12 protein-coding genes are annotated in these 15452 nt (G+C 69.4%); 2 read left to right on the plus strand and 10 right to left on the minus strand.

Annotation, left to right across the window (positions count from 1 at the left end; translation table 11 throughout):
• Window positions 1-13: 13 nt before the first annotated feature.
• Window positions 14-2698, minus strand: a complete 2685-nt coding sequence (locus tag ABEA43_RS01290; RefSeq protein ID WP_345557726.1) for a cellulose binding domain-containing protein — start codon at window positions 2696-2698, stop codon at window positions 14-16.
• Between the two features lie 193 nt (window positions 2699-2891).
• Between ABEA43_RS01290 and ABEA43_RS01295 the strand changes: the two genes are divergently transcribed.
• Entirely contained in the window at window positions 2892-3662 is a 771-nt protein-coding gene (locus tag ABEA43_RS01295; RefSeq protein ID WP_345557728.1) for an SDR family NAD(P)-dependent oxidoreductase, read from the plus strand.
• 4 nt (window positions 3663-3666) lie between these two features.
• Here the strand turns inward: ABEA43_RS01295 and ABEA43_RS01300 are convergent, their stop codons facing one another.
• The 8 genes from ABEA43_RS01300 to ABEA43_RS01335 form a co-directional block, all read right to left on the minus strand.
• A complete protein-coding gene (locus tag ABEA43_RS01300) occupies window positions 3667-4146 on the minus strand; it encodes a DoxX family protein (RefSeq protein WP_345557730.1) in 480 nt (159 codons plus the stop codon).
• Between the two features lie 82 nt (window positions 4147-4228).
• Window positions 4229-4990: a hypothetical protein gene (locus tag ABEA43_RS01305; protein ID WP_345557732.1), complete on the minus strand. Its 762-nt coding sequence runs from the start codon at window positions 4988-4990 to the stop codon at window positions 4229-4231.
• A 61-nt stretch (window positions 4991-5051) separates the two neighbouring features.
• A complete protein-coding gene (locus ABEA43_RS01310) occupies window positions 5052-7937 on the minus strand; it encodes a glycoside hydrolase family 3 protein (RefSeq protein WP_345557735.1) in 2886 nt (961 codons plus the stop codon).
• A gap of 13 nt (window positions 7938-7950) precedes the next feature.
• Window positions 7951-8772, minus strand: coding sequence for a carbohydrate ABC transporter permease (locus tag ABEA43_RS01315; protein WP_345557737.1), 822 nt, complete (start codon window positions 8770-8772; stop codon window positions 7951-7953).
• Window positions 8769-9626, minus strand: a complete 858-nt coding sequence (locus ABEA43_RS01320; protein WP_345557740.1) for a carbohydrate ABC transporter permease — start codon at window positions 9624-9626, stop codon at window positions 8769-8771. The genes ABEA43_RS01315 and ABEA43_RS01320 overlap by 4 nt, the downstream gene beginning before the upstream one ends.
• A 6-nt stretch (window positions 9627-9632) precedes the next feature.
• Window positions 9633-10946 carry an ABC transporter substrate-binding protein gene (locus tag ABEA43_RS01325; protein WP_345557742.1) on the minus strand — a complete coding sequence of 438 codons (1314 nt, stop codon included), beginning with the start codon at window positions 10944-10946 and terminating at the stop codon, window positions 9633-9635.
• Window positions 10947-10963: 17 nt separating this feature from the next.
• Entirely contained in the window at window positions 10964-13249 is a 2286-nt protein-coding gene (locus ABEA43_RS01330; protein WP_345557744.1) for a TIM-barrel domain-containing protein, read from the minus strand.
• A 92-nt stretch (window positions 13250-13341) separates the two neighbouring features.
• Window positions 13342-13614, minus strand: coding sequence for a hypothetical protein (locus ABEA43_RS01335; RefSeq protein WP_345557746.1), 273 nt, complete (start codon window positions 13612-13614; stop codon window positions 13342-13344).
• Between ABEA43_RS01335 and ABEA43_RS01340 the strand changes: the two genes are divergently transcribed.
• Window positions 13606-14001: an aminotransferase-like domain-containing protein gene (locus tag ABEA43_RS01340; RefSeq protein ID WP_345557748.1), complete on the plus strand. Its 396-nt coding sequence runs from the start codon at window positions 13606-13608 to the stop codon at window positions 13999-14001. The two genes, ABEA43_RS01335 and ABEA43_RS01340, sit on opposite strands and share 9 nt — an antisense overlap.
• Window positions 14002-14005: 4 nt before the next feature.
• Here the strand turns inward: ABEA43_RS01340 and ABEA43_RS01345 are convergent, their stop codons facing one another.
• A complete protein-coding gene (locus tag ABEA43_RS01345) occupies window positions 14006-15394 on the minus strand; it encodes an NAD(P)H-quinone dehydrogenase (RefSeq protein ID WP_345557750.1) in 1389 nt (462 codons plus the stop codon).
• Window positions 15395-15452: the final 58 nt, after the last annotated feature.

The following is a 15452-nucleotide window of genomic DNA, read 5'->3' on the forward strand; positions in this document are numbered from 1 at the left end:
CGCGAGCTCCTCCTTAGACGGGACTGCAGGTGAGGGTGGCCGGCGGGGTGTTGGTGCCGGTGTAGCTGCCGTTGAAGCCGAACGACGTCGAGGCGCCGGCCGCGAGGGTGCCGTTGTAGGGCGCGTTCACGACGCCGATGCTGGTGCCCGTCTGGGCCGGGGTGCCGCCCCAGAGCTGGGTGACCTTCTGATCACCCGGCCAGGTCCAGGAGACCTTCCAGCCGGTGAACTGGGCGGTGCCGGTGTTCTTGACCGTGACGTCCGCCTGGAAACCGCCCGGCCAGGAGTTGCCGGCCTGGTAGGTCGCCGTGCAGCCGCTGCCCGTGGTGGGAGTGACGGTCGGGGTGACGGTCGGGGTCGGGGTCACGGTGGGTGTGACGGTGGGGGTCACGGTCGGGGTGGGCGTGATCGTGGGCGTGGGGCCGGTGCGGTCGCCGTACAGGATGCCCCGGCCGTTGGTGCCCAGGTAGACGCGGCCGTAGACGCGCGGGTCGCCCGTCAGGGCCTCCCCCATGTTGCCCCACTGGTGCTTGTCGTCGTTGATCCGCACCCAGCTCGATCCGCCGGTGTCGGAGCGGTACAGGCCGGTGATGCCGTCGATCGTGGCCACCGCGAAGACCGCCTGGTACGTGCCGCCGGGCGCCGCCTTGCCGAAGCCGACGTTGACCGCGTTCGTGATGCCGGACAGCTTGGTGAAGGAGGCCCCGCTGTTGGTCGAGTGCCACATGCCGCCCTCGCCGGCCACCCAGAGGTCGCCTTCGATGCCGGGCACGGCCTTGATCTTGCCGCCGGTGGCCGGGAGCCCCGTGGCGGCGGTGGCGGTGAAGGTGGCGCCGCCGTTCGTGCTGACGTAGACGCGGCCGCCGCTGAAGCCGTAGAACTTCATCGCGTTGACCCGGTCGGACTCCACGATCGCGCCGGTCGGCAGCCCGGACGCCTGCTGCCAGGAGTTGCCGTAGCCCACCGAGTAGACCGGGGTCACGCCCTTGGGGGCCCAGACGAAGCGGGAGCCGTCGGCCGCCGCGGCGACCGTGCCGCCCTCGTTGACGCCGCCGGGCTCCGTGCCCTGGAACCAGTTCGCGCCGCCGTCGGTGGAGAAGGCCACGTGGCTGTCGTTCGGGCGGTCGGCGTCGGTGAAGTTGCCCGCGCGGACCATCACCGACGGCGACTTCTCGGCGTAGTCCAGGCTGGTGGTGGAGGTGAAGTTCGGCGCGGTGAACAGCATCGCCGGTACGGCGTCCAGGCTGTTGTGGCGGAAGCCGCCGATGTCACCCAGGCCGCTGACCAGCGGCGCGCCGGTCGGCGGGCTGATCAGGTCGAGGACGGCGGTTTCCTCCAGGCCCTTGGCCATCGGCCTGATGGTGAACTGGCCGCCCGTGTCCCACTGCGCGAGGTTCTCGGTGCCGTAGAGCGTGGCGCCGGTGCCGTACATCATCCTGTTGGAGTCGAACGGGTCGATCTCCAGCGATTCGGTCATCCAGCCGAGCTTGGGCGTGACCTCGGGCGGCTGCGGGTTGGTGCCGAACGTCAGCCACGGGTTCTCGGTGACGTTCATCGTGTAGCGGAAGCTGCGGCTCGGGTACGACGTCCAGTCCCACACACGGGTCCACGTGGCGCCCGAGTCCGTCGATCTGAAGAAGATCACGTCCGGCCACCAGGAGATCTGGGTGGCCACCATCAGCGTGCCCGGTTTCTGCTTGTCGATCGTCAGGCCGCTGTAGCCGAAGTAGTCGTCGGCGCTGGAGGACGGGATCGGGCTGATCTGCGTCCAGACGCCGGTCGCGGTGGCGTAGCGCCACACGTCGCCCTTGGCCCCGTCGTACGGGCCGCCGGTGTCGCTCGTGGCGAGGTACAGGTAGCCGTTGACCGTGTCGAGCACGCCCTTGTGCGCAATGTAGCCGGTCGGCTGCCCGGCCACGCGTGACCAGGTCGTGCCGCCGTCCGTGGTGCGGTAGACCGTGTTCTCCTTGTCGGCGACGCCCACGTAGATGGTCTTGGTGGCGGTGCCCGCGGTGGACGAGCGCTTGTCGTAGGTCACCCACACGACGCCGGGGCGGTGGCTGAGGTAGCCGTTGGGGTCGCTCGGGTCCTGGGCGTAGTTGCCGGGGTTGGTGAAGCTCGCCACCTTGGCCCAGGTCGCGCCGTAGTCGGTGCTGCGCCACAGGCCGTTGCCGTTGGGCGTGCCGAAGTACAGGATGCTGTTGTTGTTCGGATCCACGGACAGCGCCTCGCCCATGCCGCGGCCGGGCATGTTGCCGCCGAGCTTGAAGGGAAGGGGCGTGACCTGCCAGTTGTCGCCCTTGTCCGTCGAGCGCAGGATTGCGCCGTTGTTGGGGTCCCAGGTGTTGGTGTACATGCCGACGGCGGCGTACACGCGGTTGGTCTGCACCGGGTCGGTGGCCATGCTGATCACACCGTTGTAGCCCCACTTGTCCCAGCCCGCCCAGTCGAGCAACGGGGTCCAGGACTTGGTGGACTGGTTCCACCGGTACGCCCCGCCGATGTCGGTGCGGGCGTAGATGAGGTTCCTCTCCGTCTGGTTGAAGATGATGCCGGGCACGAAGCCGCCGCCATCGATCCTGACGTTCTTGTACGCGTACGGATCCGAGGCGACGGCCGATACCGGCGACATCCGCACGATCGCCGCCACAAGCAGGACTGCGGCGATCGTGAGCATGACGAATAATCTTCTTCGCATGCGCGGCTCTCCCTTTCCAGGCACGCCAGCAGGCGCCCCAAAGGCTTCAGATGACCGCCATGCACGAGCAGAGTGCAGGACCCTGACCGTCACCGCGCCTTCCGCGCATGAGCTCACCAGCAGGCTCACACACCGGCGCATCGAAGGTCAATAGTTTGGATAGACAACGAATTAACGCTGAAAAGAGGCAGGCGTGGAAGCATTTCCCGAATACCGCGTGGACGGCAAGATCGCCCTGGTCACGGGCGCGGCGCGAGGTCTCGGCCGGGCGATCTCGCTCGCCCTGGCCAACGCGGGAGCCGACGTCGCTCTGGGCCTGCGGGACGCCGAGGCGGACGGAGGGCTGGCCGGCGAGATCACCGCGCTCGGGCGGGAGGCGCTCCCGCTCCAGATGGACATGACCGTCCCCGGGCAGATCGCCGGGGCCGTGCGCGCGGCGCGGGAGCGGTTCGGCCGGATCGACATCCTGGTCAACAACGCGGGCGTCGCGCCGGGCAATCCGGCGGAGGACGTCACGGAGGCGGACTTCGACCGCACGCTCCAGGTCAACCTCAAGGGGACGTTCCTGGCCAGCCAGGCCGCCGGACGGATCATGATCGAGCAGGGCGGCGGCACGATCGTCAACGTGGGCTCCCAGGCCGGCGAGGTCGCCCTGCCCGGCGAGTCCGTCTACTGCATGACCAAGGCGGCCGTCGCCCACCTGACCCGCTGCCTCGCGATCGAGTGGGGGCCGCACGGCGTCACCGTGAACAACGTGGCCCCCACCTTCATCCGCACGCCGGGCACCGCGCCGGCCCTGTCCGACCCGGCGTTCGAGGCCGACGTCGTCGAGCGGATCGCGGCCCTGCACCGCATCGGCGCGCCCATGGACGTCGCCGGCGCGGTGCTCTTCCTGGTCTCCCCCGCCGCCTCGCTGGTCACCGGGCACACGCTCGTCGTCGACGGCGGCTGGACGATCCGGTGAAGGGTCACACCCTGGCGCGCTCACGCTCGCCCGCCGCCGCCCAGACGGCGATCCCGATGTACAGGACCTGCTCGGGGATCCGCTCCCACAGCGGCGTCGCCGTCCCGCCCGCGAACGCCACGTCGGCCACGGCCGCGTAGATGTTCGCGGGCAGCAGGAGCACGAACAGGACGGCCAGGCAGACCCCCGCCGCCCTGCGCGTGCCCGCCAGCACCAGCCCCGCGGCCCCCGCCAGCTCCAGCACGCCGGTCAGGTAGACCATGAGAGCCGGCAGCGGCACGAACGGCGGCACCATGGCCAGCATGTCGGCGTGGTTCGGCATGAAGGTCACGCCGGCCGGCACGAAGTGCGCGCTCGCCGTCATCACGAGCATCACGGCGAGCCCGTGGGCGGCGCTCACCCGCCAGCCGCCGAACCGGCCCACGCCCAGCACGCCCAGGAGCCGGAACGCCAGCGTGGCGACCAGCAGCACGATCACGGTCATCGCTTCCCCTTAATAGATAGCAGCACTATCCGCTTGTTGGATAACACTACTATCCAATAAGCGAAAGGGGAAGCGCCGGAGCTCAGCCGGCCGTCTGGCCCTTCGGCGGAGCACTGATCCTGACCTTGGCGCCCCATCCCGTGTAGCGGGTTTCCGTGCTGATCTTGCCGTCCCCGACCGCCACGTTCTCGGCCACATGGCTGGCGGCCAGGTGCGCGGTGACGAGCCGGCGGGGCAGGTTGTCAGGGCCGAGCGTGAGCTCGTACTCAAGCACCGTCTTGTCCCCCCTGCCCAACGGCAAGGAGGCACGGAACCACGGCGACACCTTCTCCAGCGCGGCGTAGGTGAGCTTGCCGGAGTAGCTGCGCCCTTGCTTCTTGCCCTTGAGCAGCACCTTCAGCGTGGCCGGCTCGGCCGGGTTGACCAGCTGGGAGTACGTGCCCGTCCAGCCGCCGGTCGTGGCGATGGGCTCCCTGACCCACTTCTTGCCCTCGGGCACCGCGCTGAAGAACGGGGCCGTGGAATAGCTCTTCTTGCCCATCCAGATCGTGCGGCCCGACGTCACGTTCTGCATGTAGTCGAAGATGCCGCCCGTGTGCGACCGGACATCGGCGGAGATGTCGGACGCGACGATGCCGGACTTGCCGAACTGCGCCTTCCCCGTACGCCTGAGGAACGTCGTCTTCTCCGAGTCCTGCAGTAAGGAGGTGACGTCGGTGAACTTCACCCCCTTGCCCGCCCCCAGCTTCGCCTTCAGCGCCTGTAGGGGGTCGGCGGCCTGGGCCTGGGCGGGTGTGGCGGCCACGAGCACGGTCATGGCCGCCACGACGGCACCTGCGATCATCCGCTGCATGGAAGTCCCTTCTGAGGATGCGGAGTGGATCGCAGATTCTGCCGTACCTTGATCACGAGCGGGTCAACGAGAAGTCCTTGATCCGCAGGTCGCCCTTGAAGACGAGGTACAGGTTGCCCTTGCCGGCCTTCAGCGTGGCGCCGGCCGTACCCCATTGGTAGATCCCGCCGGTGGCGGGCACCTGGACGGTGGCGAGCAGCGCGCCGGTCGGCGAGCCCGAACGCACCTCGAAGGAGCCGCCGGACGCCGAGGCCACCGAGGCGGTGAGACGGGAGCCGTACGAGGTGTCGGTGAAGGAGATCCAGTCCCCCGCCGTGCCCTCCACGACGTCGCCGCTGATCTTGGTCTCGTCCGCGAAGGCGACGCCCGAATAGTCGTCGAAGTCCATCGCCCTGGTGGTCCTGGTCAGGTCACGCACGGGGATGGTCTCACCGGACACGCGCAGGGTGGTGGACTGGCGGATCCGGTCGGAGGCGGAGCCGACGAGGATGTCGTGGGTGGCGCTCTCGACGGCCCACGTGTTGCGGGTGTAGTCCCAGACGGCCAGGTCGGACTTCTTCAGGGTGAAGGTCACGGTACGGCTCTCACCCGGGTTGAGCGTGACCCGCTGGAAGGCGCGCAGCTGCTTGACCGGCTGCTTGAAGCGGGAGCTCTGCTGGTGGGTGTAGAGCTGGACGACCTCGTCGCCCTTGACCTTGCCGGTGTTGCTGACCTTCACGCTCACCTTGTCGCCCTGGGCCTTCAGCCCCTGGTAGCCGAACGAGGTGTAGCTGAGCCCGTGGCCGAAGGAGTAGAGCGGCTTGGCCTTGCCGTACAGGTAGGTCATCCCGGTCTTGGCCAGGTCGTAGTCGAAGATGCTCGGCAGGTCGTCCGAGGCGGGCCAGGTCTGGGTGATCCGGCCGGCCGGGTTGACGTCGCCGAAGAGCACGTCGGCGACGGCGTGCCCGGTCTCGGGGCCCGCGTGGGTGGTCCACAGCAGGTTCGGCGCGTCCACGATGACCGGGTAGCTGGTCTCCAGGACGACGACGGTCTTCGGGTTGGCCTTGCGCACGGCCTCGATCAGCCGCCGCTGGCCCTCGCCGAGCTGCAGGTTGTCGCGGTCGTGGAACTCGCGGCCGGCCACGAACGGGTGGCTGCCCACGACCACGACCGCCACCTCGGCCTTGGCGGCCTGCGCGGCGGCCTCGGCGACGCCGTCCGAGACGACCTCCTTGCCGAAGCGGGACGCCTGAGCCTTGGGGGCCAGGCCGAGCGTGCCGTCGGCGGCGACGCTGACGTACGGGTCGGGCAGCGCGTACCAGCCCTCGACGGTCTCGTACCCGGCGTACCTGATCAGGTAGCTGCCGTCGGACTGCTTCTCCAGCGCGAACTGCTGGGAGACGTACCAGCCGTCGGGTTCGGCGTCGTCGGTGTCGAGCGAGCGCCAGTCGCCGCCGAGCAGCTTGCCGTTGCCCGCGTTGCGCAGCGTGGAGACGCCGCCGGTCCAGTCCGTCAGGTCCCACTGCGAGGCCGCGCCGGGCGCGGTGTCGGTCAGTGCGGCGTTGTCGTCGGGGCCGGTGCCGGTGGCGGTGATGTACTTGCCGGAGTCCAGGTGCTTGAGCGCGATCCGCTCCAGGCCCTGGCCGGTGGCGACGTTGCCCACCCGCTCCTTGATCCCGTCGAGCGGGGTGACCTGGTAGGGCAGCTGGCCGGCGTACCAGTCGCGGTAGAGCTTGCCGGACAGCGGGCCGACCACGGCCGCCGAGCCGGGCTTGGCGAGCGGCAGCACGCCGGAGTTGCGCAGCAGCACCGCCGCCTTGCCCGCGGTCTCACGGTTCAGCCGCTGGTTCGCGGCGCTGTTGATGACGTCCTTGGTGATCTTCTTGTACGGCCCGCCGTCCGGGTCGAAGTGCCCCAGCCGGGTCCTGATGGAAAGGACGCTGCGCACCGCCTGGTCCACGTCCGCCTGGGTGATGAGGCCCCGGTCCAGCGCGGCCGTGAGGTTCTGCATCATCGGCCCGATGTCGCTGCCGTCGATCGTGTAGCTGTCGAGCCCGGCCTTGAGCACGGCGGCGAACGCCTCGGGCTTGTCGTCGTAGTACTTCTCCAGGTCGGTCAGCGCGTGCGGCCCCCAGGCGTCGCTGACGTTGTAGAGCGTCTTGTCGGTCCACGACCTGACCTGCGTGTTCAGGTCCGTGTTGACATGGTTCGGGCGCCCGTTGACCAGGTTGTACGACGCCATGACCCCGGTCACCGCGTCGGCCGAGATCGCGGCCTTGAAGGCGGGCTCGTAGTACTCGTGCTTGAGCTTGGGCGTCAGGTTGGAGGAGCTGAGGCTCCGGTTGTTCTCGTTGTTGTAGGCCAGGTAGTGCTTCAGCACCGGCGCGGTCTTCAGGTAGAAGGGGTCGTCACCCTGCAGCCCCTTGCCGTAGGCGGTCGAGATGGCCCCGGTCAGCAGCGGGTCCTCCGAATAGCCCTCCTCGTTGCGGCCCGCCCGCGGGTCGCGCAGCAGGTCCACCACGGGAGCCCACATCTGCAGGCCCCACAGCACGGGATCGACGGCGTTGTAGCCGCGCGCCTCGTCGCCGACGGCCGAGCCGACCTTCTTGATCTGCGCCGGGTCCCAGGTGCTGGCCAGCCCGACCGCCTGCGGGAACACCGTGCCGCTGGCGAACTTCTGGTTCCAGTTGTCGTTGAGGTGGTTGGACCAGCCGACGCCGTGCAGCGCCTCGGTGCCGTTCTTGTGGTAGCCGATGCCCAGCCGCGGGATCGCCGGCTGCGACTGGTGCAGCAGGCTGAGCTTCTCCTGGAGGGTCAGCCGGCCGAGCAGGTCGCTGACGCGCTGCTCCAGCGGCAGGGCCGGGTTCTGGAAGGGGTAGTCCGCCGCCTGGGCCGGCGGCGCCGCGAGCAGCGCGGCGGCCAGGGTCAGGGCGGCTAACAGGGGGGTTCTTGAACGCATGGATGGGTCTCCATCACTTGATGGCGCCGACCGTCACACCTCGGGTCAGCGTGCGCTGGAAGATCAGGAAAAAGGCGATCGCCGGTACGACGCCGAGCAGGGCGGAGGCGCTGGACATGGTGGCGTCCATGTACTTCTCGCCTTGCAGGACACCGAGCGCGACGGGCACCGTCTGGGTGTCGTTCGAGATGAGGAAGATCAGTGGCAGGAAGAACTCGTTCCAGGTCCAGATGAAGAAGAAGATCAGCAGGACGTTGAGCGTGGGCCGGCTGATCGGCACCACGATCCGCCACAGCGAGCGCAGCCGTCCCGCGCCGTCGATCGCCGCCGCCTCCAGGATCTCCTTCGGGAACTGGCTCAGGACCGCGCTCAGCAGGTACGTGCCGAACGCCGCCTGGATCACCGTCATGACGATGATCACCGCGAGCTGGGTGTCGTAGAGGCCCGCGGCCTTGGCCAGGTAGTACAGCGGGTAGGCCAGGGCCTCCTGCGGCAGCGTGTTGGCCACCAGGAACAGCACGAGGATCGACAGCCGCCCCTTCACCCGGCCGATGCCCAGCGCGTACGCGTTGAGCACCGACAGCACGACCGCGAGCACCGACACCGAGGCGCTGATGACGAAGCTGTTCCAGAGCTTGGTGCCGAAGTCGACCCGGTTCCAGAAGTCGACGATCCCCTGGAGATAGAGCCCGTCGGGCAGGCTCAGCGGCCCCTGGGAGCTGTACTCGGCCGGCGACTTGACCGCGTTGATCGCCACGATCGCGAACGGGAACACCATCACGACCGCCAGCACGACCAGCGCGAACAGCACCGCCCACCGGCCCGGGCCCCTCATTGGTCACGCTCCTGCACACGCAGGAACAGGAACGTCACCACGATGATGATCACGGCCAGCACCGTGGCGATGGCCGAGCCGTACCCGACGTTGCTCTTCTGGAAGAAGTTCAGGTACGAGAAGTACGACGGCACCATCGTGGCGTTGCCAGGACCGCCCCGCGTCAGCACGAAGATCGGCCCGAACACCTTCAGCGCCGCGATCGTGCACGTCAGCAGCACCACGAAGATCTCCGGCCGGATCTGCGGGATCGTGATGTGCCAGAACTTGCGCCACCACGAGGCCCCGTCGATCTCGGCCGCCTCGTAGTACGCGGGGTCCACGCGCTGCAACCCCGCCATGAAGATCACCACCGGATAGCCGAGCTGGAACCAGACCATGACCGCCATGACGGTGGCCAGCGCCAGGCCGGGATCGCCCAGCCAGTCGAGGTCCAGCCCGAAGATCTGGTTGACCGCGCCGTAGGAGGGGTGCAGCATCCAGCCCCACACCACGCCGGCCACCGCCACCGGCAGCACCTGCGGCAGGTAGTACATCGCCCGCAGCGCCGAGGCCGTACGCGGCCCGAACCGGCGGCCGATGTAGTCGAACAGGGCCGCCGCCAGCACGAGGCCGATCGCGGTCGGCACGATGGCCATGGCCACGATCAGGCCCACGTTGTGCTGGAACGACTGCCAGAACCGCTCGTCCGCCAGCAGCCTGGTGTAGTTGTCCAAGCCGATCCACCGCGGCGTGCCCACCCCTGACCAGCGGGTGAAGCTCGCCCCGACGTTCATCAGGAACGGCACGACGATGACGACCAGGAACAGCAGGAGGCTGGGGACGAGATAGAGCCAGTACCCCTTGGTGCGCATCCTCATCTAGTTGCCAATGTCGGCGAGGTTGTCCTCGTACGGCTTGGCGATCTCGTCCAGCACCTGGGCGGAGGTCTTGCTGCCGTTGATGAGGTTCTGGACCCCGGCCACCAGCACGTCGTAGTAGCCGGGCGCGGGCCAGTCGGGGTAGAAGGCCAGGCCGTCGCCGGTGGTCAGCTTGTTGAAGGTCTCGATGAGCTCCTTGCTCTTCGCGTCGGTGATCGCGGCCGGGTCGGCGGCCACGGGGACGCCGCCCGAGTTGCCGAGCAGGTTCTGGACGTCCTTGCTCATGGTGATGTCGATGAAGTCGTAGGCCAGGTCCTTGTTCTTCGACTTCTCCGGCACGACCCAGACGTTTCCGCTCGAACCCGGGGACATCGTGGCGCCGGGGAAGAGGAAGTGGCCCCACTCGAAGTCCTTGATCTCCGAGGCGAGGCGGCCGTACCACCAGCTACCGCTGATCATGATGGGGAGCTTGCCGTTCATGAACGCCACGCCCATGTCCTCGGCCTTGAGCCCGGAGGAGTTCTTGGCGATGTAGCCCTTCTTCACCCAGTCGGCGAACGTGTCCGCGCCGTAGGTGAACTCGGGACCGTGGAAGTCCACCTTGCCCTTGTAGGACTGGAAGGCGTCCAGCCACGGCTTCTGCGCCTTGGACAGCGCGAGCTGGTAGAAGATCTGCTGGGCCGGGTACTCGGCGCCGGCGTTCGCGATGGGCGTCACCCCGGCCTTGACGAACGTGTCCAGCCCGGCCGTGAACTCCTCGAACGAGGTCGGAACGGCCACCTTGTTCTTCTCGAACAACTTCTTGTTGTAGTAGACCATGACGAACTCGCCGTAGTTGGGCACGCCGAACCACTTGCCGGAGCCCATCACGCCACGGTCGTCATATTTGGCGGTGGTCTGCAGGCCGCCGGGCAGCAGTTTGTCCCAGCCGCGCTTGGTGACCTCCTCGCTCAGATCCGTCAGCAGACCCTGCTTCGACAGCAGCCCGGCGGTGGCGTTGCCCTTGTTGTACTCCATGATGTCCGGCGCCTCGTCGGAGTTGAGCACCATGCTCGCCGTCTTCTGGATCTGTTCGAAGCCCTTCTCCTCGAACTTGACCGTCACGTTCGGGTGCGACGCCTCGAACTTCTTGATCGCCTCGGCCCACGCCTTGCCCATGGCGCTGTCGGCCGTCTCGTAATGCCACAGCTTGAGCACCCGGGGCTGGGAGCTCGTCGCGGGCGAGGCCTCAGAGCCGGAACCGGCGCCCGAGCCACAGGCCGACATAACCAGAACCGCGGCGGCCAGTGCCGCAGCGCCTCTCAACTTGACCATGATCCCTCCAGGGGGTGTTACGAGATGACGGCCCGCGCGGGGGCTCCGGTCACCGGGGCGATCTCGACCCCGGTCACACGCTTCGGGCCGGTGACGGCGACATGCAGCTCATCGCCGTCCCTGGTGGCGACGGCGACCGTCAGGCCGTCGGCGTCGTGGATTTCCGCAGTGCCGTCGCCGCCCCCGAAGGCGACGAGGGTGATCTCGGCCGGCACGGTCACGGTGTCACCTGGCTGCGTGACGGGAATGAGCGCGCCGAACCGGACGAAGAGGGGGATCTGGTCGAGCGGCTTGCTGACCGGGACGTAGCGGGAGCCCGTCAGGACCTCGCCCGTCCAGTAGTCGACCCACTCGCCGCGCGGCAGGTACACCAGGCGGTTGCCCTCAGGTGCGGTCATGGGGGCGACGAGCAGGTCGCGGCCGAGCAGGTACTGCAGATCGGCCTGCCAGGCCACCGGATCGTCCGGGTAGTCCACGCACAGCGCCCGCATCATCGGGGCGCCGGTCCGCGCGGCCTCGACGGCCGCGGAGTAGATGTAGGGCATCAGCCGGTAGCGCAGCTTCAGCGCGGCCACGGCCTGCTCCTCGACCTCGGGGAACTCCCACGGCTCGCGGGTGGTCGTGCCGTGCAGGCGCAGCAGCGGGGAGAGCGCCCCGAACTGGGTCCAGCGGACGTACAGGTCGTCGGTGGGCCTGCCGGTGAAACCGCCGGCGTCGTGGCTCCAGAACGGCACGCCGGACAGGCCGTGCGCGAGCCCGCCGCGCAGCGTGCTGCCCATGGCGGCGTAGCTGGTGTAGGTGTCGCCGCCCCACTGGGCGCTGTGCCGCTGCCCGCCCAGGTACGACGAGCGCGCCCAGACCAGGTCGTGCCCGTTGACCTCGCGGGTGACGGCGGCGACCGCGTCGTTGAACAGCAGGGTGTAGACGTTGTGCAGGTCGGTGCCGGACATGCCGTTGAAGGCGACGGAGTCGCTCGGGACGCCTTCGGCGAAGTCGGTCTTGAACGCGGCCACGCCCTGGCGCAGCAGCGTGCGCAGCCGGCCGGTGAACCAGGCGACGGCGTCGGGGTTGGTGAAGTCGACGATGCCGCAGGCCGGGAAGGACCCGTGCCAGCAGTCGGCGACGTAGACCTCACCCTCCTGATTTTTCAGGAAATATCCGGCTTGCGCTGCTTCCTTGAACGCCGGGCTCAAATGGGAGATGTAGGGATTCATCCACAGGCAGACCTTGAACCCCATCCCGTCCAGCTCGGCCAGCATCGCGTCCGGATCGGGGAAGTTCACCGGGTCCCAGCGCAGGTCCGACCAGTGCCCGTCGGTCTGCCAGTACGTGTCCAGGTGCAGCACGTCGCACGGAATGCCGCGCTCCCTGATCGTGCGCGCCCTGGCCAGCACCCGCTCCTGGCTGTCCACGCAGAAGCCCGAGGAGATCCAGGTCCCGAACGCCCACTTCGGCGGCAGCGCGGGCCGGCAGGTCAGCAGGTCGTAGCGGTTGAGCACGTCGGACGGCGTCGGCCCGGCGAGCACGTAGTAGTCCAGCACGTCGTCCGGCACCACGATCTGCACGACGCTGTGCGTGGACTGGCACACGTCGAACTCGGCCGGCGCCCCGGTGTCGACGAGGACGCCGTAGCCCTTGCTGGAGACGTACAGGGGGACGTTCTTGTAGGCGCGCTGCGACTCGGCCCCGAAGGCGTCGAAGTTCCACATGAGGGGGCGCTGGCCGCGCTTGTCCAGGCGGGTGAACGACTCGCCGAACCCGGCGAACGCCTCGTCGGGGGCCGCGGCGAAGCTCTCGTGGTAGGCCACGGGGGCGCCGTTCGAGGTGGAGCGGCCGAAGGGCAGCGTACGCAGCCGGCCGCTGATGTCGGTGTGCCCGCGGTCCTGCTCGACCAGCGTGGCCCCGGACGCGTCGGTGAAGCGCAGGTGCCACGGCGCGAGGCTGATCTCGGCCCGCAGCGAGCCCGCGTCGATCACGATCGGCTCACCTGGCGCGACCCCGGCACGTGCCCCTGGATACGTGCCGGGGGTCACCAGTGAGATGGCCCCTTCCGAGCGCGGCCTGGCGCTCGCGTCCTCGGACAACCGCACCCTGATGACGCCCTCGCCCGCCACACCCACCTGGACGAGCAGCGACTCCTCCGCGGTGGTCACCGCCTTCAGCAGCACCTCGGCACCGTCGGCCGCGACCAGCTCGGCGGCGCTCAGCGCCGACAGGCCACCCTCGCCGTGCGCGCGCACCGGCAACTCGGGCGGGTCCGCGACGAAATACTCGTGCGGCACCAATGGGGGGCGATAGGGCATGGAAGCTCCTTCGAACGCTGCGCCAACTCGTGAATTAGTTTGGTGGCCATACCAACAAAGGTCAACCATTGACGCCCAGTCGCCCCCGCCGGTCAGCGCCTTGTCAGCTCGGCGACCCCCGCCCGCGCCTGCCACCCTTCGACGGCGAACGTCACCAGCGCCACCGGCGCGGGCCCGCGGTCGAGCAGGCGCACGCCGGGGAGTCCGGCCGGCCGGTCACGCAACCGCGCGGCCAATGCGGGCGTGCGCCCGGTCCCCGGCCCGACGGACGCCGACGACTTCGCGCGGCAGCTCGGCAGCTCGGCCATGGCCGCCCGCTGCCCCGCCCGCTCGTGGCCGGCGACCGCGACGGGACGGTGATCCACCTCGCCTCGCTGACCAGGCCGGCCGCGCCGAGCCTGCGCATCGGCGCGGTGATCGCCCGTGGTCCTGTGCTGCGGCGGCTGCGGGACATGCGGTTCGTGGACGACTTCTTCACCGGCTGGCGGCTCGCCCATCGCCCGTCGGGCGGCCTGCACGTGTGGGCCGAGCTCCCGCCCGGTGATCAGGACGCGGCGGTCGCGCGGGCGGCGCGGACCGCCGGCGTGGCGGTGGACGCGGGCACGCGTTACTTCCCGGCCGAGCCCTCGGGGCCGTACGTGCGCCTGGGCTTCGCCGCCGCCATGGACCCCGCCGGGTTCCGCGAGGCGGTCCGCCGTCTCGCTGCCATGCGAGAGATCCGCCGTCTGGCCGCCGCGGCAAGAGCCGCGTGAGAGGTCAGATGGAGACGCCCGGCTGCATGAGGCGGCGGGCGGCCTCGGTGATGGAGCCCGACAGCGACGGGTAGACCGCGAACGTGTGGGCGATCTGATCGACCGTGAGCCGCTGCTGCACGGCCACCGACACGGCCAGGATCAGCTCCGACGCCCGCGGCGCCACCACCACGCCACCCAGCACGATCCCGGTGTGCGGACGGCAGAACAGCTTGACGAACCCGTCGTTGAAGCCCTGCATCTTGGCCCTGGCGTTGGTGGCGAGGGGCAGCTTGACGACGTTGGCCTCGATCTCCCCCGCCTCGATCGAGCGCTGCGCGACGCCGACCGCCGCGATCTCCGGGTCGGTGAAGATGTTGGAGGCCACCGTGGCCAGCCGCAGCGGCTGGACGGCCTCGCCGAGCGCGTGCCAGACCGCGATCCTGCCCTGCATGGCCGCCACCGAGGCCAGCATGAGCACGCCGGTGCAGTCGCCGGCCGCGTAGACGCCGGGCGCGGAGGTGCGCGAGACCTTGTCGACCTTGATGAAGCCGCCCTTGTCGAGCTGGACCCCGGCCTCCTCCAGGCCGATCCCCGCGGTGTTGGGCACCATCCCGACCGTCATCAGCGCGTGCGAGCCCTCGGCCGTGCGGCCGTCCTCCAGGGTCACGACGACGCCGTCGGCCGTGCGCTTGACGGAGGCGGCGCGGGAGCGGCCCATGACGTTCATGCCGCGGCGGCGATAGACCTCTTCGAGCACCTCGGCGCCGTCGGCGTCCTCGTTGGGCATCATCCGGTCACGGCTGGAGACCAGGGTGACCTCCGCCCCCAGCGAGCGGTAGGCTCCGGCGAACTCCGCGCCCGTGACGCCCGAGCCGACCACGATCAGGTGCTCGGGCAGCTCCTCCAGGTCGTAGAGCTGACGCCAGTTGAGGATGCGCTCGCCGTCGGGCTCGGCGCCCGGCAGCACGCGCGGGGTCGCGCCGGTGGCCACGAGCACGACGTCGGCCCGCACCGTACGGTCACCCGCCCGGACCACCTGCGGATCCACCAGCCGCCCGCGGGCCTTGATGATCTCGACGCCCTCCGCCTCCACCCGCGTGGCGATGTCGGCGGACTGGGCCTGGGCCAGCTCTTTGACCCGCTTGTTGACCAGCGGCAGGTCGACGCCCACCACGCCCGCGTCGCCGTCGGGGCCCCCGGAGAAGGCCACGCCGAGCGAGGGCGCGTCGAGCAGCGCCTGCTTGCGAACCGAGGTCGCGATCAGGGTCTTGGACGGCACGCAGTCGGTGAGCACGCACGCGCCACCGGGGCCGTCCTGCTCCACCATCGTGACCTGCGCGCCTAGTTGAGCGGCCACCAGCGCCGACTCGTAGCCGCCTGGTCCGCCGCCAATGATCACGATCCTCGTCACGTGTCCCATTGTCCCGCACGCGCTCACCCAAGCTGCAACTGGGCCATTACCACGCGCG

Origin of the sequence: Nonomuraea rosea, from assembly GCF_039539705.1 — a bacterium.
Lineage (GTDB): Bacteria > Actinomycetota > Actinomycetes > Streptosporangiales > Streptosporangiaceae > Nonomuraea > Nonomuraea rosea.